We start from the raw sequence: 19,240 nt of genomic DNA, 5'->3' as shown, positions 1-19,240 counted from the left end.
ACTGATCTGCTGTTTAGTATTAATTACTTTTTATACTTTTGGGTAGTTTGAAGGAAAAAACGCTTTTTTAGCGTCTTCATCAAACTCTTTTTTAAAGGCTATATCAGTACCAATTGCGCGTGCACGTGCAACCGCTGGGCGGCTATCAATGCTTTCAAACCAACGCTTAAGATTTGGGTATGGTGCTAAGCCCTCTTCACCTAGTACAACCGGTGCTTTATCAATCCAACCCCATGCAGATACATCAGCAATGGTATATGTATCACCCACTATAAAGTCACGACCTTCAAGGTGAGTATCAAGTACTTCGTAATGGCGCTGCGCTTCACGTAAATAACGATTAACCGCGTAATCAAGCCCTTCTGGCGCCATGTGTCTAAAGTGAACACTTTGCCCTGAATACGGACCTAAACCCGATGCGATAAACATTAACCACGACAGCATTTCAGCGCGGTCCTCGCCCTTGCCTTCAAGCTTCCCATACTTTTCAGAAAGGTACATTAAAATAGCATTCGAATCGAACACACGTGTTTCACCATCAACAATTGCTGGCGCTTTAGCGTTTGGATTAATTGCTTTAAATTCAGGTGTATGTTGCTCACCTTTTAAAGTATCAAGAGGAACAAGTTCAAACGGTAAGCCTGTTTCTTCTAAAAAGAGCGCAACCTTCATTGGGTTAGGAGTATGGTGAAAATAAAATTTAATCATGTAAAGTTCCTCAATAATTGAGCAACGATTAAAGCATAAATTGAGCGGGTGTTCAAATTAAGTTTTTACTAAGTAAAATACACAGTTAAAACGTGATTTAATTGTGAGAATTTCGTGATACTTCATTCGTAAATATCACTTATGCCAAGGAAAATATCAGCCTTTTCGAGCCATCACATGCTTTTAGAAGCTTATGATTCACAAGGTTGCAGAATTTGCCCACCAGCAGAGCTGCTGAGTTTCAAAATTTACAGATGATGTAAAACTATAGACTGGTTTAATCCCTATTAATTCCGATCTTAATTACTGAGAGTGTTCAGTATGGAAAGATCCTTTTTACTTTCGCTGGTTTTATAAAAACTTCAAAAAAGTAATAATAGAGTAGCAAAATGCAATGTCTTTTTTTTAGCCGGTTCTACATGTTAAAGTTGTCATTATCACTAAATTACTCTTATAGTGAATCTATATAAATATTGAGCAATACTATGATAAAAGCACAAATACCAGCTGACGAAGAATCTAGATTAAAGGCCCTTTACGAGTATGAAATATTAGATACTGAAGCCGAAAAAGTATTTGATGATTTAACTCAACTTGCTTCTGATATTTGTGAAGCCCCCATATCACTTATAAGCTTAGTTGATCCACAAAGGCAGTGGTTTAAATCAAAGTATGGTATCGATGTAGACTCCACCGAAAGAGATATCGCATTTTGCTCTCATACAATACTGCAAGACCAAGTATTTGAAATACAAAACGCTCTACTTGATGAACGTTTTTATGATAACCCTCTAGTAACCAGCGATCCAAACATTCGGTTTTATGCGGGCACACCGCTAGTTACACCTAGTGGCAGCACAATTGGTACATTATGTGTTATCAGCGACCAGCCAAAAAAGCTAACTCAAACACAAATCAACGCACTGAAAATACTTGGCAAAGAAGTTATCGCACAACTTGAGCTCAGGTTAAACAACAGAAAGCTGGCCACTGCATTAAAGCAACAACAAATCCATAATAAAAATCTTGAAGAACTAAAAAAAGAAGCTGACACAGCTAACACTCTAAAAGGTCGATTTTTAGCAAATATGTCTCACGAGCTAAGAACTCCGCTGCACGGCATTTTAAATTTAGCTGAGTTTGGACTAGCAGAAACTTCAAATATAGAAAAAGATAACGCCTTAAAGAGTATTTTAAGCTCCGCGAATATACTCTCAAATATTGTAAATGACATTTTAGACTTTTCAAAAATTGAAGCGGGTAAATTAAATATTGAGAATATTAACTTTAACCTGAGCGAAGTCATTAACAATGTAATTAATCCACTAATGAAACAAGCCACAGATAAAGGCATAAAATTTATTCCATCTATAGATAAAAATATCGCTACAACCCTAAAAGGCGACCCTGTCAGAGTTTCTCAAATTTTAAATAACTTATGCTCAAATGCGATTAAATTTACACAACAAGGCCAGGTAGAGTTTAAAGTCACTGTAAAGGAGAATCTCTTAAACACGCAAAATATTGTATTTGAAATAATCGATACGGGTATTGGTATTAGTAAAGCTGCGCAGCAAAACCTATTTCAAGAGTTTCATCAGGCCGATTCATCTACATCTAGAAAGTACGGGGGCACGGGACTTGGTCTCTCCATTTGCACCAAGCTAAGTGATTTAATGAATGGCAAAATCAACTTCACGAGTAAAGAAGATAAAGGTTCTGTATTTACTTACCAACAAAGCTTTGAAACATCAGAACTCGATGAATTATTAAAACCAAATAAAGAAATAACCGATTTACAAGGGTGCACTATTTTGGTTGCCGAAGACAATAAAGTAAATCAAGTTGTCGTAAGTAAAATGCTACAAGCTCATAATGCGAAAGTAATATTTACCGAAAATGGCAAAGAATGCATTGATTACTTTTTTGCCAACCATGTTGATTTAATTTTTATGGACATTCAAATGCCAGTGATGGATGGAGTGCAAGCCACTAAGATAATTAGAGAGCAACAAACAGGTAAAACAACGCCAATTATTGCCATGACAGCCAACACCATGAAACCAGATATTGAACACTATTTGAATATTGGTATGGATGGCTATTTAACGAAGCCATTTAATAAAGATCATTTAAATAGCTTGCTCAATGTTTATAATCCAAAAAACTCAAATCTCAAAAATTTAGCAGTTAAAGTTAGTAACCCAAACATTACGAGTGAACGTAAGCTAAAACAGATATGCAATGAGCTAAAAAAGTTAATTTCAAATGCCGACAGAGTCAGTCTATGGTTGTTTAATCACGACTATACTGCCATTAATAGCTTAATTTGCCTTGATGAAAAAAATGAGATAGTAAGTAATGCAGTTTTAAAAGCTGAAGACTTTCCTGCATACTTTGACTATATTTTAGAGCATAAAGTATTAGACGCATCAGATGCGAGAAACCACGAAATCACTAAAAACTTAACCAAGGTTTATTTTGAACCATCAAACATTTACTCCTTGCTTGATTACATCTACTTTATTGATAACAAACCGCTAGGTGTTATTTGTTGTGAAAGTGTTGGCTCAAAAATTTCATGGAGCCATGCAGATAAACTGTCACTTATTAAAGTAGCTGATGTAACAACCTTGTTTTTATCCAAACAGTTGAAATCATAGTAGCTACTTTGATTTATTAAGCATCGCTTTTAAATCGGCAAATGGAGAATGCGTTGCAGCCTCAACTTTTCGCTCTGTAGTCGACCCGCCATACATAATATATTCGTGGTATTTATTGTGCTCATTGTCGTGGCAATAAATACACAATAACTCCCAGTTACTGCCATCCTCTGGATTATTACTATGGTTATGATCTATATGATGCACCGTTAACTCTCGTAAATTAGAGTACTCAAACTCACGAGCACAACGCCCGCATACCCAAGGGTATAATCTTAAGGCTTTTATTCTATAACCTTCCTCTTGCTTAACATAAGCCTGAGGTACATCGTTATTCTTACTCATAATATTCCAGTTAAATTTGTTATTTCTATGCTTAACAAGTAAATAGCCAATATGTTAAAGCAAATATAAAAGTAAAAAGTTCGTAAGGGATCTAACTTAAGCTACGTTTCGTATAAATCAGGTCTAATTATAAAGTTGAGCAACATGGAAAATATATTCCAAACAAGTCGGTTTTTGGTCGTAATCGCCGTTATTACCGCTGCAATATCATCATTACTCGTTTATGTTTCATGCATTAATATTGTAGCTAATATAGTAATAACAACGCTATTTGACCTGCCTGATTCAGCTAAAGCCGGTAAAGCCCTAATAGTTGAACTACTGAAAATTCTTGATTTGCTACTAATCGGAATTACCTTACAAGTTATTGCTATTAGCTTGTACCGACTATTTATAACACCATCTAAGCCTGAGGAAAGTAAATTTCTTGCTGCTTTTAATATTAAAGACTTTCATGATTTAAAAATAACTCTGGTACAAGTAACTTCGGTTGTACTGGTAATACTATTTTTAGAGCACGCAGTTGAGTTCGGGGGCACAATAGAAACACTCTACTTAGGTATTGCCATTGCGATCGTTATTGCAGCATCTACATTTGCATGGCGCTCAATGAAAGACTAACTAAGCACTCATTACTATTAAGTAATTACATGCAGGTGTAATTACTTATCCCTAAAATTCTGCAAAAACTTAAGTGAGAGCCCCAGCACTCAATATTAAAAAAACTTAATTACTGACAAGTCACCAAAAGAAGTATCTATATGCCTACCTGTTTGCTCCCACGCACGTAGTACTACCATGAGTTTTTTGTTACTTGAAGTCCAAGAAATTCCACCACCGTATGCCTCGACTTTTTCGGCGCCCGAATCTTTTAACCCCAGCCCAGGGTTTGTGTTTTGAATATGCCCTTTACCTACTTTGTATTCAGCAAATACGTGAACATTGTGCGGTAACGAAAATGATAAAAGCGAGCCAATACTCGCCCCATACGAATTAGAAATTAACTTAGTGATCTGTGGCACAGGTGAACTTAAAAAATCAGCCTGAAACACAATATTATCTTTGTTCTCAAGAGATACATGCTTGAAAGACCAAGCGCCAACAACACTTAACGACAAATCAAATTTGCTGCTTAGCTTTGGCCTATTAAGAAAAAAATGCTCAAACAAAGACTCTTTATTATTAAAGGTATAAAAGTTGTGTTGGCCAGATAGCTCAAACTTGGTTGAACGTGTATTTTGCGAGAAAATTTGATCCGTTTGATTGCCGCTTAAATTGCTAGCCGTGCTTTGCAGCCCTTCAAGCGTTTGATAGTTAAATGTGATTTTAGAATTTTTAAATTTTCTATACGAGAGCAGTATATCTTGTGTTTTTGTTTCAACATCATCTTCAAAAATATCGGCTGAGTAGCCAATTTCAATGTCGTTAATATCAAAAAACACACCCACACGCTGGTTATTTATGGGCTCTAACGAAAACAGTATTTTTTGATTACTCCCATCCAAGTCATCGTATATTAGCGCGTGGCTAGTGCTTGGGTTTGAAATAGTTGTGCGTACCGACTTTAAGTCAAAGTCGAAAGCCAATACAGCACCAGATTGAAATGCCGATAAAACAGCAAAGCCCACAATAACCAAGTAATTGCGATTCATTAAAAACACTCAAAAATTAATTTGTATTAGAGTAGCGTTTTTTTCACCTTAACTTATCACAAAATATTAACAATTGATGAAAACTTTAAATAATGCGCTTTATGCCATTTTTTGGGGTGCTTTCAAGGTCAAACTCACTTACATGCTTAATTAGCTCCGGGAAGAACGCTAAAAACACGGCTTCTAATTCATCGTAATTCTGTGCTATGTCGTCAGCCGCACCTGCAAAAGTGTTCGTAAAACGAATACGTTTGGCTATATTATCGAGCGCAAGCCCTACTCCCTCAACGGTTTCGTACTCTTTAAACCAATCATTTTTAGTCATACTTGTTACAACATGCTGCATTCGCGTTGGCATAACAGGTATACGGTTATTTAAAAGCTGATAGCTGGTGTACTTAAAATCACTTAAAGGTTGCTTGCTAAATTGTTGCCAATGCACAATTAAAAAATGATCAAACACCACATCAATAGCTACACCAGCAAAGCGCTTACGCTCGGGTGAAAAGTACTGCTTAGCGTGTTTTACTGCGCGGTGAGAGTCGGTAAATTTATCAACTAAATAATGGTTATCGAGGCCATTTTTAACTGTGTTTGGTAAGTGCTTTACATGCCTTTTACCACCAAAGTCGCCCAGCAAGTTCCCAAAGTGAGAATCGGCTGTAGGCTGTGCTAAATAAAGGTGAGCTAAATAATTCAAAGTGTTCTCTGATTGGCTAATACAAACAAATAATAACGTAAATTTAGACCAAACTCACATTCGTGTTTAAAGCAGTACTTATGGTTTTGCTTACCAGTTTTTACTCAAACATAATGCAAAGTATTGTATAAACAGCGCAACTATAAAACGAGTATATAAAAAGCCGCTATATCAGCTACATCAGCTACAGCGGCTTTTTAATGCGTTAGCTTTGTTATTAGTTTGATCAAAGCTAGTTACTCGACTTTACCCAATTTCCATTATCATTTTTGCTATAACTATTTTTAACCGCCGACCAAGCTACTTTGTGCGCTGTTGTTTCGCGGTCATCATCGTTTTTTCTATCGCTAGGGTCCTTATAGGTATCCCACGCACTATTAAACGCCTCTTGATATATCTCTTGAGCATGTTTAGGTAAGTTACTTTTTACCGACTTAGGTAATTCATCACGATTTTTATATGGCATAACTTTCTCCTTGTATTTACTCAATTACGCCACAAGCAACACGTTTGCCACCGCCACCTAATGGCTTTGGCTTATCTGCATAGTTATCACTTCCTTCGTGAATCATTACTGCGTGTTGTTTAAGTTTTTCAAGCGTGAGCCTTGGCGCTAAAACAGGTGATTTAGCTTGGCCACTTTCATTTACATACAACGCCGGTAAATCGCCTAAATGGCCATCCCCCCAAGGAGCATCATGATGCTCGCTAGCTTTTGGATCGAAATGCCCACCTGCGGCGCCCCCTGGCACAACTTTATCGCCTTTTTTCATGGGTTCACAACTTGCAAATTGGTGAACATGAAAACCATGCAGCCCCGGTGTTAAACCTTTTAAACTTGATGAAAAAACAACACCGTTATCATTTTCTGTTAGTGTAATAGTACCTAGTGATTGCCCTTGGCCTGACTTAGTTACTTGGTGCATTTGAACTTTTACATTAGCCAGTGCGCTATTTTGTAGTAACACACCAGTAAGGAGTATTGCAAAAGTGGGTTTTAAAGCGCGGGTTAAAGATCTTTTAGCGTTTGAATCAAACTGTAAACAACTCATCATCATCTCCTCGTTTAGTATCAAATTAATAAAACAATAACGCTAAATTAAGCGACTATTAAGCAAGTAGTTTCAATGTATATACCAGCCCTACGCGGAAGCATTAATTTATGAATAATTTATTTTTAATTTATTGATTAAAAAGTAAATTTATAGTTTTTATTAAACTTAAATAAGTAGCTAATTAACTAACAAAACTGACTATCAGCCAAAGATTGAGCAAAAACCAAGGCATATTTACAAACAAAATGGCAACTTTACAAAACTCATAAAAGGAGATCACCAACGATCCAGCTCAAAAAGACAAGCCAAGTTAAAAAAACGAAAAAAAAGGTGAAACTAAGTTTCACCTTTATAGTTAATTTTGAAATTAATTAGTTAGCGTTAAGCCGTAGAAACGTTACTTGCGCCTGCATTGTTAAGTATTTCTTCAATAGCGTTTTTATTGTCACTATCGTACTTAACACCAATTAATATAGAGCCCTTTTCAATGGCATCTTCATAATATTTAATTTCGTGCTCAGGGATAAACGCACCAATTGCAGCACCTAAAGTACCACCTACTGCGGCGCCTGCGCCACCAGCTGCAAATGCTGCGACTAATGGTCCGGCAACTAATAAGCCCGTACCACCTGTTGCCACAGTACCCACTGCAGTAAAACCGCCAATAATTGCAGCAAGAATACCACCTGAAGCCGCGCCTACAAGGCCACCTTCAGCAGCTTTTGTACCTTCGTCTACAGCAAAATCTTCCTTTGCGTATGAGTCATTGGCTACAATGCTTATGTTAGCTTCATTAATATCTAAAGCTTCTAATCTATAAATTGCGAGTGTTGCTTGTGATGCACTTTCGAATAACCCAGTAATAACGGTACTCATAATAACTCCTTTATTTATTTAAGAAAATACACTTACTACTAAGCAAAACCCAAACCAATAAATTTATTATTTAAAATCAATGAGATAAAACAAAATCATCAACTAACCCTTTCATTGTTAGAGTAAAAATTGCCAAATTTTGTAAAAAACTCCTATCTACAAAAAAACGCCTTACGAAATAAAGGGTGGTTTTTATTACTCTCTTGTTTATGGTTATTACCATGCTTACCAATAAAATTAAAAACGCCAAAAGAGCATTATTTTTCATACGCTTTAAAGGTTAAAAAAGACGCTTATGCTCTTCAAGCTCCCTACCCAGTTACAATTGAGTTTTATTAATTCAGTAAAGAGTCAGCCTAATTTTGTTATCACTACTGCTCATTTTTAGGTGCGCATGAATCGTAAAATACTGTGCTAAATCTCCTTTTTATATTGCCCTGCTATTAGCAGATATAGGCTGCCCATGGATTACGAAAACAACTTTTTAAGTCAATCACAGCAAGCTGCACTTCAACAATCGCTAATTAATACCAAGCTATTAAGTCACCTTTCAGTAAATAGTGAAGATGTACCTTCGCTTGAGCAACAAGCTTATGGGGCTATTGCAGTTATACTTTATCGCTTTAATTTACAAAAAATAAAATGGTCATCATTTTTAAAAACAGCGATAAGCACTGCTGGCAAAGCCTGCCAATGGCTAGCCAGCGAGCTTACAAGATGCCAACAAGAATACAAAGCCCAACCTAATGACACTATAATAATTGAGCAAAACGCTTTTTTGAATGGCATTTTTAGCGAAGAGCTCGCCTATATTGACGCCTTACTAGGTACTGAGTTATTAACTTAAGAAATACCCCAACAACAGTAGAGTAATCTTTAACCTAATATTCTAACTAATGCCACGGTATTGGTTGCTCTGCAACCACCAACCCTCAACTAAGTTAGCATCAGGCTCATGCTTCAAATTGATTAGTATTATTGCGGGTAGATATAAATGCTTTGTGTTTCTCGTAATACCTATTTTAAGCCTATCGGTATATAAATTGCTGTTACTACTGTTCTTACTTAAAGAGTTACCTATTAATAACTCAATTTACAACTAAATAATCGAGGATAATATGAGTAATAAACAGCTAATTACGACAATAGGTATAGGTCTCGCCGCTGCATCTGCAGGTATGTTAACAAGGAAAACTTTACAAAAATCGTGGGAAAAGGTTACCAACGAACCAGCCCCAAAAGATAGACCAAGCGAAGAAACAGATCTTAAAGAGGCCGTTACATGGGCTGTAGTCTCAGGTATTGGTGCGGGTGTTGCAAGAATGGCCGTACGCTACGTACTAGACAAGCGCCGCTCCAAATAAACCTACCCAATTAATACCTCTTATAAGTATTAAGCGTAATGTGGTGAGGCGCTAAAGGCGGCTTGCGACAACCACTCCCGAGTTGTCGCAAGCAACTTGGCAAAAGCCTAGGTTAAGGTTACTTAACTATTGAGTTAAAAAATGGATTAATACCCAAATCGGGGTTCAGTGATGAAACTTAAAAAGTCGGATGGCGCGGCTGCGCCACTTATCTGACCTACATAGATAGAAAAACTGGAGGTACCTTGCAACATGACCCTTTATTTTAAGCAGATACACTCTATTGGACATTAACTCCCTTTCAAAGTTGTTGCCTGCCTACAAGCTTGCGTATAATGCCCATATTCCGGCTGCCTTTTTTAGCCGCTAACTTGGATTTTAATAATGAAAAAACTCTCTGCAGTGCAAATAAAACAGCAAGCGCTTGTACTTAATACTGCTGAAAAATTAGAAGAACAAGGCCGCGCTGAGCTCCCAGGCATGCTGCAATGCTGGTTTGATGTGGAATACCACTTATTTCCAAGTACACTACTGCTGTGCTTTCAGTTTGAAAACGAGCAAGCCTTAGCGGCCGCAGAGCCTGACTTATTAAAGTGGCAAAAACGCTTAAGCGGCGCAATGCTTAAAAAAGGCGTTATTTTAAAAGATATGCGTAAACATTTAAAATTTACGCTCAAAGGGCCTGATGAATAAAGCGAAGGTGTTCAAAGGTTACTTCGGGCTAACGCCATAAAAAAGCCGCTGCATTACTGCAACGGCTTTTTACTATTATGAGAGCTTAAAGTAGAACCTATAAAGATCAATTTTTGACTCAGGGATTTTTTATTAGCCGGTGATACTAATTGGCCGTTAAACAATACTAATGCACGGCAAAAGCAAATATCAGTCGATTCAACGTTAATTGGTTGCCCTAAGTTAGCAATAGTAGGATAGTAAATTACACATAAAACAATAGCTTTATCTTAGGAATATTATGATCAAAGTATTATTAGCGACCAGCTTAATTGCCTCTTCATTCGCTGCTTTAAGTAATCCTTTAACTGTTGAAGAACAGCGCATCAACAAAGCCCAATCGGCAATGCCAAATGTTTTAAATGCATTTACCTCACAAGTATCAAGTTTTGAGCAACAATTTAAAGAATTAAACAACTTTAAAAGTGCAAAAGCATTAGTACAAAGCTTTAGCTTTGAGCTGTGGGAAAACGCAAAACAACGCATAGTAAAAACCAATAACTACGACGACCGAGAGCTTTACTGGGCGCGCCTGCTTTCAAGCAAAGTAATACGCACAACTTCACCTAAATTTTCAATTACGCAGGCTCAACTAAATACTTTACTAACCCTACTTGAGGAAGGCAGCAGAGGCCGCACCGACCTTGCTTTTTCATCAGGCAGCACTAAAAAAATATTACTTACGGGCTTTGACCCTTTTTTACTCGATAGAAACATAAACCAAAGTAACCCCTCAGGTGTTGCGGCGTTATTGCTCGACGGCCAAATTATTAATTACAACGGCATCAGCGCAGAAATTAACACCGTTATGGTACCTGTACGCTACGAAGACTTTGATCAAGGCATAATAGAGTCACTACTTGCCCCCTACTACGCACTTAATAATGTAGACATGGTAGTAACCGTAAGTATGGGCAGAACAGAATTTGACTTAGAGCGTTTCCCAGGTAAACGTCGCAGTGTAACCGCCCCCGATAATGCCAATATTGTATATGGTGGAACGCAAACAAGCCCAGTAATACCAAAGCTTAATGGCCGACCACTCCCGGGCAACGAGTTCGTAAAATTTAGCTTGCCTGTAACTTACATGCAACAAGCCAAAGGCCCTTATAAAGTTATCGACAATCACGAAGTCACCACGCTTGAAAAAACCTATAAAGCTGGTTCGTACGGTGAGCTTAAAAATAGTATTGCGGTAAATGGCGGCGGTGGTGGTTACCTGTCTAACGAAATATCGTACCGAAGTATTCGCCTGCGCGATGCGCTTAATTCAAGTATACCTACAGGGCATATTCACACCCCACGTATACAACAATTCGAACCTGAAACAGAAGCTAAAATAGTAAAGCAAATAAAGGCAATGCTAGAGCAAAGCTTAGTCGCGCTATAGTTTATAAAAACAAATTTAAGCGCGTAAAAAAGGGCAATAACATTGCCTTTTATTTTAACCAGCTGTAAAGAAGTAGTAATAGGGTTTCTTCTGCTCTAAGCTTTGTTAGTTTAGATATAAGAACTTTTGTAGGATCAGCTCCCATAATAGGCGAATTTTACTAGAGGTTTATAAAGTTGAATGAAAGCAAGCGGAAAAGCAGTATTCAATCTCAAACAATGAATTAATAGCCGAGCTAGCCGGCCAAGTTGAAACAACAACACTGAAATTTGTGATATTTCCGGCCTTAATTACCGTGTTAACAAGTGGAGTCCGTACAATGACCTTAGTTTGTGAAGAGAAAAATTTAAATGAGCTATATCTTATAAGTATTAGCGAGCCAAAATGATAGGGCTTATTATATTAGGCTTAGTTACATTAATTTATTATGGGAAAATTAAATTCACTAAGCCTACAAACATCGCCTCTGAAAACGGAATAAGTAAACTATTTATCTTATATATAATCCACTGCGGTACAGCGCTAGGGCTAGGTATAGCTTTGCCTGTAGTTGCTCTTTTTACAGTGCCAGATCTTTTGCTGCTACTTATTCTATCATTGGCTATTCTAGCTGAGTTTATCGTTTCATATTTCTATATTTCATCCAAGGAAGTTGAGTGAGTTTAGGGTCAAAGGGCTTGTGGTCTGTGAAGGTTTGCAAGGCTAGGCTTGGAGTCGGTAGGCTTGGAGTCAAATCTTGACTTCATACATCAAACTATCTCGAAGTTTTTCGAACTGTAAGTTGACCTTATCATCTTCAATTATTAACTTATTTAGCCTGCATACCGCTTGAGATATGGCAGAATAATGTTGAACATTAAAAGCAACGGCCAACGCTTTCAAATTTTGCCTTGTTAAATCTTGGCATAATTTTATGGCAAACATACGAGGCAAGTTTTTCTCTTTGCGCCCTTTTTTAACCGTTAAAATATCATGTGTATCTATACAAAAATATTTAGCTAAGTACGCAATAACATCATCAGTTGAACGCCTCTGAACAACAACGCTTTTTTCGTTGTCTGATTTTGCGATATACTCCTTAATATTCTGAATAAATTCATCGCCGCCCAACACCGAAAATAACTTTTTAGCGCCATAAAAAGCACTTATTTCTTTATTGTTTTCATATTCAACAAACTGTTTGTACGCAGCATATTTACGATTTTTTCCTTGAAGCGAAAATATAAAGTCTCGAACCAACCATTTTGGCGTTGCTGTTTTTTTGATAAAAGCTGAATAGCTAGACCATTTATAGTCAATTAGCTCATCTACTAACGGTGTACTTGTTTCTATTGGGTTACGATGTATATGACGACTAACAGGTAGTAAGTAATTATCAGAATCCACCAGCACCGCCTTGTAGCGACCTCTAAACAGTGCACCATCTGTATTATGTGTTCTATTAAAATATTGCGTATAAAGGCCATTAATATGCTTCATGGCTCTGCCTAAATTTGCATCAGGGGTTTTTATAAGTAGGTGGTAATGATTGGTCATTAAACAATACGAATGCACTTCAATATTAAAACGAAGGTTTGCTTGTTCAATGCAGTATAAAAAGTGCTTAAAATCGTCATCACTCAAAAAAGTGTTTTCACGCCCTCTGCCGCGATTCATCACATGATAAAACGCATTTTCATAATCTATTCGCAACGGTCTAGACATAATAATAAACTCAATGAGTAATAAACTATAAATCAAGACCATTGATGTATGAAGTCAAGATTTGACCCCTTTGGTTTCCGCATAATAAGTACAAGGGGCAGGACTGGCTTCTTGCCACGACCAAACTCCAATATCACGTTTAAAAACCTCTCAACGTCATTGCTAGGTGCGTAGCCATATTTAAATTGAGTTTAAATAATAAGAACACTTGGTTTTTGAATAAAAAGCTCAAGTAAACACAGCTGCCTGCTTGACTGGGACTTTCTAATGGGTGACCCCTCTGGTTTTTCTATCGCCTAAAGTCATTATTCAAAAAATAATGTAGATAAAAACATTAAAAGTACGCAAAGCATAAAAATTACAAAATACACTTTAAATAGTATCGAGGCTTGAGCTGGCACCTTGTTTCTATCACTTAATAAATTATAACGCTTTGCATACCAATCAAATAAAAATACACTGCCATAATGAAGCAAACCATGAAGCGCCATAAAAATATTTAGAGAATAATAGCGGTTTCCTGACTCTAAAATGTCTTCAACTGTTCTGAGCTTTTTCCCTTTTAAATAAAAGGCTAAAGGGAAAATAATGACAAAAATGACACCTAAGCCAATCCCAAATAAAAGCAAGCCAAAAAGTTCGCTATCAATAGTCACTTTTCAATCTTCTCATATAAAACTCCTCCCAATTTATCTCCTTTTTCTGAGAAATATTTTCCACCTAAATACCCGCCACCTCCTCCGACAACAATACCGCACCATAGTAAACTTGTTCCTCCAGAGGGTAGACCAAAAGCTACAGAACAAACTCCCCAAGTCGCCAGCCCGCCAGAAACAATGCCACCGCCTATTGCTCCTGCCGCTTTACCTGTCTCAACATACTTAGCCTTAGTACAAGCTTGCTCATTTCCTTCTGTGCATGCTTTTACAATATTTGCACTTGCCTCGACACCTGTCAGCGCAATTCCAACATACCCAACTCTTTTCAGGTTTTTGGCCATATTGGCTACTGTTTTATAGTTTTGGGCAAATTCAGGAATACTTTTAGCCATCCCACCTTGTTGTTGCCAATGATGTATCATGCTTTTAGAGCTTAATCCTAAATTTCGTCTTATATCACCCGCCACTAAACTTCCGCCTAAGGCTGGCTGAGCAAAGCGGCTTAGAGCTGTATCTAAACGAGTAAAAAGAAGTTTGCGCCTATGGAAAAACTGTTGGTTATTTAAATTGCCATGCGCATTGTATTGATTAACATATGTCTTTTCTAACTCCTTTAAAATCGCTTTAACTTGCCCAACGTGTGAATTCCAAGAGTTGTTAGCAACACCTAAATACAACCCATTATACTTAGCGACATTACTAAGCAGCTCATAACGCTTAGAAAGTATTTCTTTTTCATGCTCATCGAGCTCTCTTAGCTTTTTATCTACTTCAAGAGCTGAAGCCTGAAATTGCTGTTCTAGCTCAGTGCACTCCATTGTATTGATTGGCGATATCAACACGATCTGACCTGGCTTTGCATAGCCATCAACAATATGTGAGTTTACAAATTTAAAGTGTTTGAATGTCTTTTCAGAAGGGGTGTTATAGAGTGCGATTATTAAAGCATCGATACTCATTCGCTTTTCTACAATATGAATCGCGTAGTCGTTTGGTACTAAGAATTGATCAGTCATATTCGCTCCTTGCGTTATTAATTACTCTAGAAAGCATACTACAGCATGTAGTTTTTTCATATATCTCAATGCTTACATATATTAAAAAATGAATCAATAAAACACCCTAGGATAATTAGAAGTACAATCTATAAAAATTATATTAATTTGTACAAAGGAGATGAGAGCTGTTCACGTCATTAAAAAATATGAATGCACTTCAATATTAAAGCAAAGGCTTACTTGTTCAATGCAGTATAAAAAACATTTAAAATCGTCATCACTCAAAAAGGTATTCTCACGCCCTATTCCACGGTTCATCACATGGTAAACGCATTCTTAAACTCTACTCGTCGTGGTCTCGACAGAGTAATTAAATCAATGAGCAATAAATTAAAAACCTAGATACCTGATGTGTAGTCAAAATTCAGTGCCTTTGGTTCTGTTAGAAAGTCGACTTGCTGCACAAATGTTATGAGGCTTTGGGGAGCTGCATGAAGGCTAAATCCTTTTACCATGCTATAGAAATAATTAACCCCTCGCAGGGCGCTGAGCTTACGGGTAGCGGGAGGGGTGTTGTTGATGTCAATAATAGAGATTAAAAGTATAATTTCAAGATATTTGTAGTTTAGGCTGATACTGGCGCTAAACGATAACTGTGGGGCAAGCCAAGGGCCTTAATTAATCATCAATGATGCGCAATTAAAACGCTTAAACTCATATGGCGCTCTTTATTCAAGCCATGGTGAATATTCGCTCCAATCGACGACATTACTAGTTAAGTATTCATATTTAAATTGAGTTTAAAAATAATAAGAGCACTTGGTTTTTGAATAAAAAGGTCAAGGAGATAGAGCAGCCTGCTTGACAGAAACTTTCTAATGGGTGGCTACTTTGGTTTTCATCTAATATACCCCTTTTATATTAGGTCTATTAAGCAGTTTAGTTTATTATGTAACCAGACCCACTGTAGAGTTGTAAGATAATGAAAACTATACGAGAACTACAAAAGCTGCTGGATAGTGGCCGAACCAGCTTCGACGGTACAACATCCATTGAAACTTGTGAAATATCTGACTGCGAAGGAAATAAGTTCGATGCAAATATTGTACATGGTTGGGATCTAGGCCCTGCATCGCAATGTGATTCTCAGTGGGGGGCGTTTTCATACCAAATCCTTGAGTTCATCAAAAGAGCAGATGAATCGATTCAACAACAATTACTCGATGATTGTCATCTAGAAGACTTTCACTGGCAATGGTTAACAAAACACAAACTTTATCACTCAGACCAATATAATTGGTTTTTCTTGATGGCAGATGGAAAGCCTCAAGCGTCATGCTTAATCTATCACCCTAAAAAATCATCCCAGTCCGATGATGATATTTTTTATATAGAATTTCTTGCCGTTGCCCCATGGAATAGACCGAACCCTCTGCAAGAACAATCTTTTAAAGGCCTAGGCTCCTTATTATTGAAAACTGTAATTATGCATGCAGAAAATGATCTTGGTATGCAGAAAGGCTTTTCACTGCACTCCTTACCAAAAGCTGAAGGTTTCTATTCAAAAATAGGAATGATTCGTGTGAATAGCTTAGATAAAGATAGTCTGGCGTACTTCGAGATGCTAGAAAAACCCAAGCAACAGTTTTTGGGAGAAATAGCATGACTACATCCAAATTTGATTCGCTAATAGTTAATGGCGACGCTGGTAATTCTAGTACATCAAGAGATATCTTTGAGTCATTCATAGAAAGCCAAGCTCAATTCGAAAGCTTACCTGACAAGCTGAAAACCGACCCTGATACAGTAAAATTAAATTTACTCAGAGAAGTCCACTCAAGAAAATCATGCGCACCTTTATTCAGGCAACAAGAAAACACTAATACTGCTTTAGTTAATTACTGGCTTTCTCGTGTCAAAAATTTAGCTCACCTCTCACTTGCTATGAATGAGATACCGAAGTTTGAAGGCTTAACAAAGCAAGACCTTACAGAGTTTGCAAAAGGCAATTTAGAACCAAAGTATCTGAAAAACATAGAGTTCGACTTGGCTGAGAGGGGCGTAATTTTTATCGCGGAGCCATCAGTAGACGGACTAAAAACTGATGGGGCTGTATTCAAATTAAAAACAGGGCATCCTGTTGTAGCAATGAGTCTTAGATATAAGAGGTTGGATAACTTTTGGTTTACGTTGATGCATGAGCTAGCGCATGTAGCATTGCACTATGAACAATTGGATAACTACATTATTGATGACCTAGATTCGATTAGTGAAGATATAGTCGAATTAGAAGCCGATAAGATTGCTGGTGACTCTCTAATTCCAAGACATATCTGGAGAACATGCCACGCAAGGCGTGACCTGAAGGAAGCATCCTTAATAGCTTTCTCAAAACAACATGGAATACACCCAGCGATAGTAGCTGGTCGCATTCAAAAAGAAAGGGGTGACTATCGAACATTCAACTCTTTAACTAATAAATTTGATACAAGGAAGATCCTATTTCATGAATAAATACACTCCATTTCTTAAGTTTAAAGTGGCTGAAATTGGTGCTTTGAAAGCACTAGAAGATGATGAACTCTCTTCAATCACTCCATTTTTTGACTTAGCGACTAAGCAAGATATCACTAACACCGACGTTGAAAATACCATAACAAGAGGTGTTAGAAAGTATGAGCTAAACTTCAAAAAGGCGAATAGTTTTTATATTGATGACTACGATATAGACGACTCTATATTAATCAATGGAGATATAGTTTATAACTTCTTAATTGATACATTCAAAGATATCAACTATATCCCTGTTGTAGGTCTCGACCGTACCCCCCAGAGAATCAACTCTATCGTCAGCCCACTAATTATTAGTGATACGCTGGCCATTCGCTTGAACCAAGAAGACTTTGTTAGCTACACGCTAATAGAAGATGAATTCACAGACCTAATTGAACTAGCGGAAGACAAGTACACTAAGCTTCACCTGATTCTGGATTGTAGGCTTTGTGCCGATGCTGATGTGAGCGATTTATCTAATAAAATCATTCAGTTTATCAAGTCCATTACTGAAGAGTATACTTTTGAAAAAATCATAATAGCTGGCTCTTCAATTCCTGCTTCGATTGCGGACATCCTGCCAGTTTCAACAGAAGTAACAGTCTCTCGCACAGAATGCAAGATACATGAATCTGTAGCTAAGGAGCTAGAGGCACAGATCGAATTCGGAGATTATACTGTCATATCTCCGAACTATTCAGATGCAAATATCCCACAAGCAGCTCTGAGAAAGATAATGACTCCCAAAATTATCTATTCATATGACCATGAGCAGCACTTCTTGAGGGGAGGAGCGATTGAAACCCACTCTAGAGGAGCAAAACAATATGACGATATGTGCGTGAAGTTAGTGAGTTATCACTTTTACCGGAACACAAATTATTCCGTCGGCGATAAGTACCTATATGAGAAATCAAAAGGTATCGGAACTGATGCACTACCCCATTCAATTGGAAAATATCTAATCAACGCCCATATGACATTCATGATCTGTGACTATTGATTAGGCGGTTCTAGTCGCAAGAAGGTTTGCTATAGAGCGGTTAATTTGAATTTTATTCATTTTATCGGATAGCTCCGTAGCAAAATCTCTTTTGTTCTTCTTACTCGGAATTGCTAACTTGAATTCATCGTTTAAGTTTGTCAGCTCACTTTTCCACAATGTAGCAAGTGCTAATTCCTTATCAAAATAGGGATTACTACTGGTCTTACGTACATGTCTAAATTTCACTTGGCCCTGTGAGTCGTAGGCAACAATAATCCCCCAAAAAATCGGTGATTTCTTAATGGCTTCTTGCAGTTTACGCTCGGTGGTTACCAAAGATATCTTTCTAAACACCTTATTGTAGTATTCACCCTGCCTAGCTAAGCGTTCAATTTTGTCTTTATCACCTTTAATCTCGTAGCAATGAGCTTCAGAATGAACAGTGACAACATCAGCTATAGCGTTCCCCCTATGGACATGCAGTTCCTCTAAAATACGCCTAGGTTTTAGAGCTTTAGAGTTTAAAAACTCAATCAATCGAGGTCGAATATTTATATCATTCAAATACATAGCAAACCTAGTGAATTAGAAAACGTGTATTATATATTCTAGTACTTATAAATCAAAATTTCAGTCTTATAATTGAGTCTTTGAGCACCAATGATGTCAAACCTTGACTTCATGCATCAAACTACCTCTCAAATTTTCGTATTGTAATTTGACCTTGTCATCTTTAATTATTAACTTATTTAGCCTACATACCGTTTGAGATATAGCAGAATAATGTTGAACATTAAAAATAACGGCTAACAAATGCAGAGGGTCAGGTCTTGTTTCTTGCCAAGACCAAACACCA

Annotated in this window: 20 protein-coding genes; 9 read left to right on the top strand and 11 right to left on the bottom strand. The window is 37.2% G+C overall.

Annotated features, from left to right (window positions below; genetic code table 11):
- Window positions 1-30 precede the first annotated feature (30 nt).
- Window positions 31-708 carry a glutathione S-transferase family protein gene (locus tag H5122_RS06755; RefSeq protein ID WP_154903450.1) on the bottom strand — a complete coding sequence of 226 codons (678 nt, stop codon included), beginning with the start codon at window positions 706-708 and terminating at the stop codon, window positions 31-33.
- 485 nt (window positions 709-1,193) lie between these two features.
- Between H5122_RS06755 and H5122_RS06750 the strand changes: the two genes are divergently transcribed.
- Window positions 1,194-3,371 carry a response regulator gene (locus H5122_RS06750; RefSeq protein WP_182681750.1) on the top strand — a complete coding sequence of 726 codons (2,178 nt, stop codon included), beginning with the start codon at window positions 1,194-1,196 and terminating at the stop codon, window positions 3,369-3,371.
- 3 nt (window positions 3,372-3,374) lie between these two features.
- Here the strand turns inward: H5122_RS06750 and H5122_RS06745 are convergent, their stop codons facing one another.
- Window positions 3,375-3,716 carry a YajD family HNH nuclease gene (locus H5122_RS06745; protein WP_058154187.1) on the bottom strand — a complete coding sequence of 114 codons (342 nt, stop codon included), beginning with the start codon at window positions 3,714-3,716 and terminating at the stop codon, window positions 3,375-3,377.
- Between the two features lie 144 nt (window positions 3,717-3,860).
- Here H5122_RS06745 and H5122_RS06740 point away from each other — a divergent pair, with 144 nt between their 5' ends.
- Complete coding sequence (locus H5122_RS06740) at window positions 3,861-4,337, top strand: YqhA family protein (RefSeq protein ID WP_007581432.1); 477 nt, start codon at window positions 3,861-3,863, stop codon at window positions 4,335-4,337.
- A 95-nt stretch (window positions 4,338-4,432) separates the two neighbouring features.
- On the opposite strand, the gene H5122_RS06735 is transcribed toward H5122_RS06740, so the two are convergent.
- The 5 genes from H5122_RS06735 to H5122_RS06715 all read right to left on the bottom strand — a co-directional run bounded on the left by H5122_RS06735 (window position 4,433) and on the right by H5122_RS06715 (window position 7,999).
- Window positions 4,433-5,368: a hypothetical protein gene (locus H5122_RS06735; protein WP_182681749.1), complete on the bottom strand. Its 936-nt coding sequence runs from the start codon at window positions 5,366-5,368 to the stop codon at window positions 4,433-4,435.
- 85 nt (window positions 5,369-5,453) lie between these two features.
- Window positions 5,454-6,068, bottom strand: coding sequence for an ACP phosphodiesterase (locus tag H5122_RS06730; protein WP_182681748.1), 615 nt, complete (start codon window positions 6,066-6,068; stop codon window positions 5,454-5,456).
- A 232-nt stretch (window positions 6,069-6,300) separates the two neighbouring features.
- Window positions 6,301-6,534 (bottom strand): ChaB family protein, encoded by a 234-nt coding sequence (locus H5122_RS06725; protein WP_182681747.1) that lies wholly within the window; start codon window positions 6,532-6,534, stop codon window positions 6,301-6,303.
- 16 nt (window positions 6,535-6,550) lie between these two features.
- On the bottom strand, window positions 6,551-7,120 hold the full coding sequence (gene sodC / locus H5122_RS06720; RefSeq protein ID WP_182681746.1) for a superoxide dismutase family protein: 570 nt from the start codon (window positions 7,118-7,120) through the stop codon (window positions 6,551-6,553).
- Between the two features lie 384 nt (window positions 7,121-7,504).
- Window positions 7,505-7,999: a hypothetical protein gene (locus tag H5122_RS06715; protein WP_182681745.1), complete on the bottom strand. Its 495-nt coding sequence runs from the start codon at window positions 7,997-7,999 to the stop codon at window positions 7,505-7,507.
- Between the two features lie 463 nt (window positions 8,000-8,462).
- Between H5122_RS06715 and H5122_RS06710 the strand changes: the two genes are divergently transcribed.
- The 4 genes from H5122_RS06710 to H5122_RS06695 all read left to right on the top strand — a co-directional run bounded on the left by H5122_RS06710 (window position 8,463) and on the right by H5122_RS06695 (window position 11,485).
- The gene (locus tag H5122_RS06710; protein ID WP_182681744.1) at window positions 8,463-8,846 is read left to right on the top strand and encodes a hypothetical protein; all 384 of its coding nucleotides are present in this window, start codon (window positions 8,463-8,465) and stop codon (window positions 8,844-8,846) included.
- Window positions 8,847-9,117: 271 nt separating this feature from the next.
- Entirely contained in the window at window positions 9,118-9,363 is a 246-nt protein-coding gene (locus H5122_RS06705) for a DUF4235 domain-containing protein (protein WP_002958040.1), read from the top strand.
- A 384-nt stretch (window positions 9,364-9,747) separates the two neighbouring features.
- Window positions 9,748-10,056, top strand: coding sequence for a hypothetical protein (locus tag H5122_RS06700; RefSeq protein WP_182681743.1), 309 nt, complete (start codon window positions 9,748-9,750; stop codon window positions 10,054-10,056).
- Window positions 10,057-10,336: 280 nt separating this feature from the next.
- Window positions 10,337-11,485 (top strand): hypothetical protein, encoded by a 1,149-nt coding sequence (locus H5122_RS06695; RefSeq protein ID WP_182681742.1) that lies wholly within the window; start codon window positions 10,337-10,339, stop codon window positions 11,483-11,485.
- 729 nt (window positions 11,486-12,214) lie between these two features.
- Here the strand turns inward: H5122_RS06695 and H5122_RS06690 are convergent.
- From H5122_RS06690 to H5122_RS06680, 3 genes are all read right to left on the bottom strand, one after another.
- On the bottom strand, window positions 12,215-13,189 hold the full coding sequence (locus H5122_RS06690) for a transposase (protein WP_182681741.1): 975 nt from the start codon (window positions 13,187-13,189) through the stop codon (window positions 12,215-12,217).
- 305 nt (window positions 13,190-13,494) lie between these two features.
- Window positions 13,495-13,845 carry a hypothetical protein gene (locus H5122_RS06685; RefSeq protein ID WP_310735956.1) on the bottom strand — a complete coding sequence of 117 codons (351 nt, stop codon included), beginning with the start codon at window positions 13,843-13,845 and terminating at the stop codon, window positions 13,495-13,497.
- Complete coding sequence (locus tag H5122_RS06680) at window positions 13,842-14,864, bottom strand: hypothetical protein (RefSeq protein ID WP_182672932.1); 1,023 nt, start codon at window positions 14,862-14,864, stop codon at window positions 13,842-13,844. The genes H5122_RS06685 and H5122_RS06680 overlap by 4 nt, the downstream gene beginning before the upstream one ends.
- 964 nt (window positions 14,865-15,828) lie before the next feature.
- Here H5122_RS06680 and H5122_RS06675 point away from each other — a divergent pair.
- Genes H5122_RS06675 through H5122_RS06665 form a run of 3 tightly spaced genes read left to right on the top strand, consistent with a single transcriptional unit; the run spans window position 15,829 to window position 18,402 of the window.
- The gene (locus H5122_RS06675; protein ID WP_182681740.1) at window positions 15,829-16,512 is read left to right on the top strand and encodes a GNAT family N-acetyltransferase; all 684 of its coding nucleotides are present in this window, start codon (window positions 15,829-15,831) and stop codon (window positions 16,510-16,512) included.
- Window positions 16,509-17,360 carry an ImmA/IrrE family metallo-endopeptidase gene (locus H5122_RS06670; protein ID WP_182681739.1) on the top strand — a complete coding sequence of 284 codons (852 nt, stop codon included), beginning with the start codon at window positions 16,509-16,511 and terminating at the stop codon, window positions 17,358-17,360. Before H5122_RS06675 ends, H5122_RS06670 begins: the two co-directional genes overlap by 4 nt.
- On the top strand, window positions 17,353-18,402 hold the full coding sequence (locus tag H5122_RS06665) for a beta family protein (protein ID WP_182681738.1): 1,050 nt from the start codon (window positions 17,353-17,355) through the stop codon (window positions 18,400-18,402). Before H5122_RS06670 ends, H5122_RS06665 begins: the two co-directional genes overlap by 8 nt.
- On the opposite strand, the gene H5122_RS06660 is transcribed toward H5122_RS06665, so the two are convergent.
- Window positions 18,403-18,954 carry a sce7726 family protein gene (locus H5122_RS06660; protein WP_182681737.1) on the bottom strand — a complete coding sequence of 184 codons (552 nt, stop codon included), beginning with the start codon at window positions 18,952-18,954 and terminating at the stop codon, window positions 18,403-18,405.
- Window positions 18,955-19,240 lie beyond the last annotated feature (286 nt).

The organism is Pseudoalteromonas sp. SG43-8, assembly GCF_014164245.1.
Taxonomy (GTDB): domain Bacteria; phylum Pseudomonadota; class Gammaproteobacteria; order Enterobacterales; family Alteromonadaceae; genus Pseudoalteromonas; species Pseudoalteromonas distincta.
The sequence above is the reverse complement of the archived record's forward strand: the minus strand, read 5'-3'. Positions and strand labels throughout refer to the sequence as shown.

Coding starts and splice junctions, on each gene's coding strand:
- H5122_RS06755 (WP_154903450.1), bottom strand. CDS start 708: ATGATTAAATTTTATTTTCACCATACTCCTAACCCAATGAAGGTTGCG.
- H5122_RS06750 (WP_182681750.1), top strand. CDS start 1,194: ATGATAAAAGCACAAATACCAGCTGACGAAGAATCTAGATTAAAGGCC.
- H5122_RS06745 (WP_058154187.1), bottom strand. CDS start 3,716: ATGAGTAAGAATAACGATGTACCTCAGGCTTATGTTAAGCAAGAGGAA.
- H5122_RS06740 (WP_007581432.1), top strand. CDS start 3,861: ATGGAAAATATATTCCAAACAAGTCGGTTTTTGGTCGTAATCGCCGTT.
- H5122_RS06735 (WP_182681749.1), bottom strand. CDS start 5,368: ATGAATCGCAATTACTTGGTTATTGTGGGCTTTGCTGTTTTATCGGCA.
- H5122_RS06725 (WP_182681747.1), bottom strand. CDS start 6,534: ATGCCATATAAAAATCGTGATGAATTACCTAAGTCGGTAAAAAGTAAC.
- sodC (WP_182681746.1), bottom strand. CDS start 7,120: ATGAGTTGTTTACAGTTTGATTCAAACGCTAAAAGATCTTTAACCCGC.
- H5122_RS06715 (WP_182681745.1), bottom strand. CDS start 7,999: ATGAGTACCGTTATTACTGGGTTATTCGAAAGTGCATCACAAGCAACA.
- H5122_RS06710 (WP_182681744.1), top strand. CDS start 8,463: ATGGATTACGAAAACAACTTTTTAAGTCAATCACAGCAAGCTGCACTT.
- H5122_RS06705 (WP_002958040.1), top strand. CDS start 9,118: ATGAGTAATAAACAGCTAATTACGACAATAGGTATAGGTCTCGCCGCT.
- H5122_RS06700 (WP_182681743.1), top strand. CDS start 9,748: ATGAAAAAACTCTCTGCAGTGCAAATAAAACAGCAAGCGCTTGTACTT.
- H5122_RS06695 (WP_182681742.1), top strand. CDS start 10,337: ATGATCAAAGTATTATTAGCGACCAGCTTAATTGCCTCTTCATTCGCT.
- H5122_RS06690 (WP_182681741.1), bottom strand. CDS start 13,189: ATGTCTAGACCGTTGCGAATAGATTATGAAAATGCGTTTTATCATGTG.
- H5122_RS06680 (WP_182672932.1), bottom strand. CDS start 14,864: ATGACTGATCAATTCTTAGTACCAAACGACTACGCGATTCATATTGTA.
- H5122_RS06675 (WP_182681740.1), top strand. CDS start 15,829: ATGAAAACTATACGAGAACTACAAAAGCTGCTGGATAGTGGCCGAACC.
- H5122_RS06670 (WP_182681739.1), top strand. CDS start 16,509: ATGACTACATCCAAATTTGATTCGCTAATAGTTAATGGCGACGCTGGT.
- H5122_RS06665 (WP_182681738.1), top strand. CDS start 17,353: ATGAATAAATACACTCCATTTCTTAAGTTTAAAGTGGCTGAAATTGGT.
- H5122_RS06660 (WP_182681737.1), bottom strand. CDS start 18,954: ATGTATTTGAATGATATAAATATTCGACCTCGATTGATTGAGTTTTTA.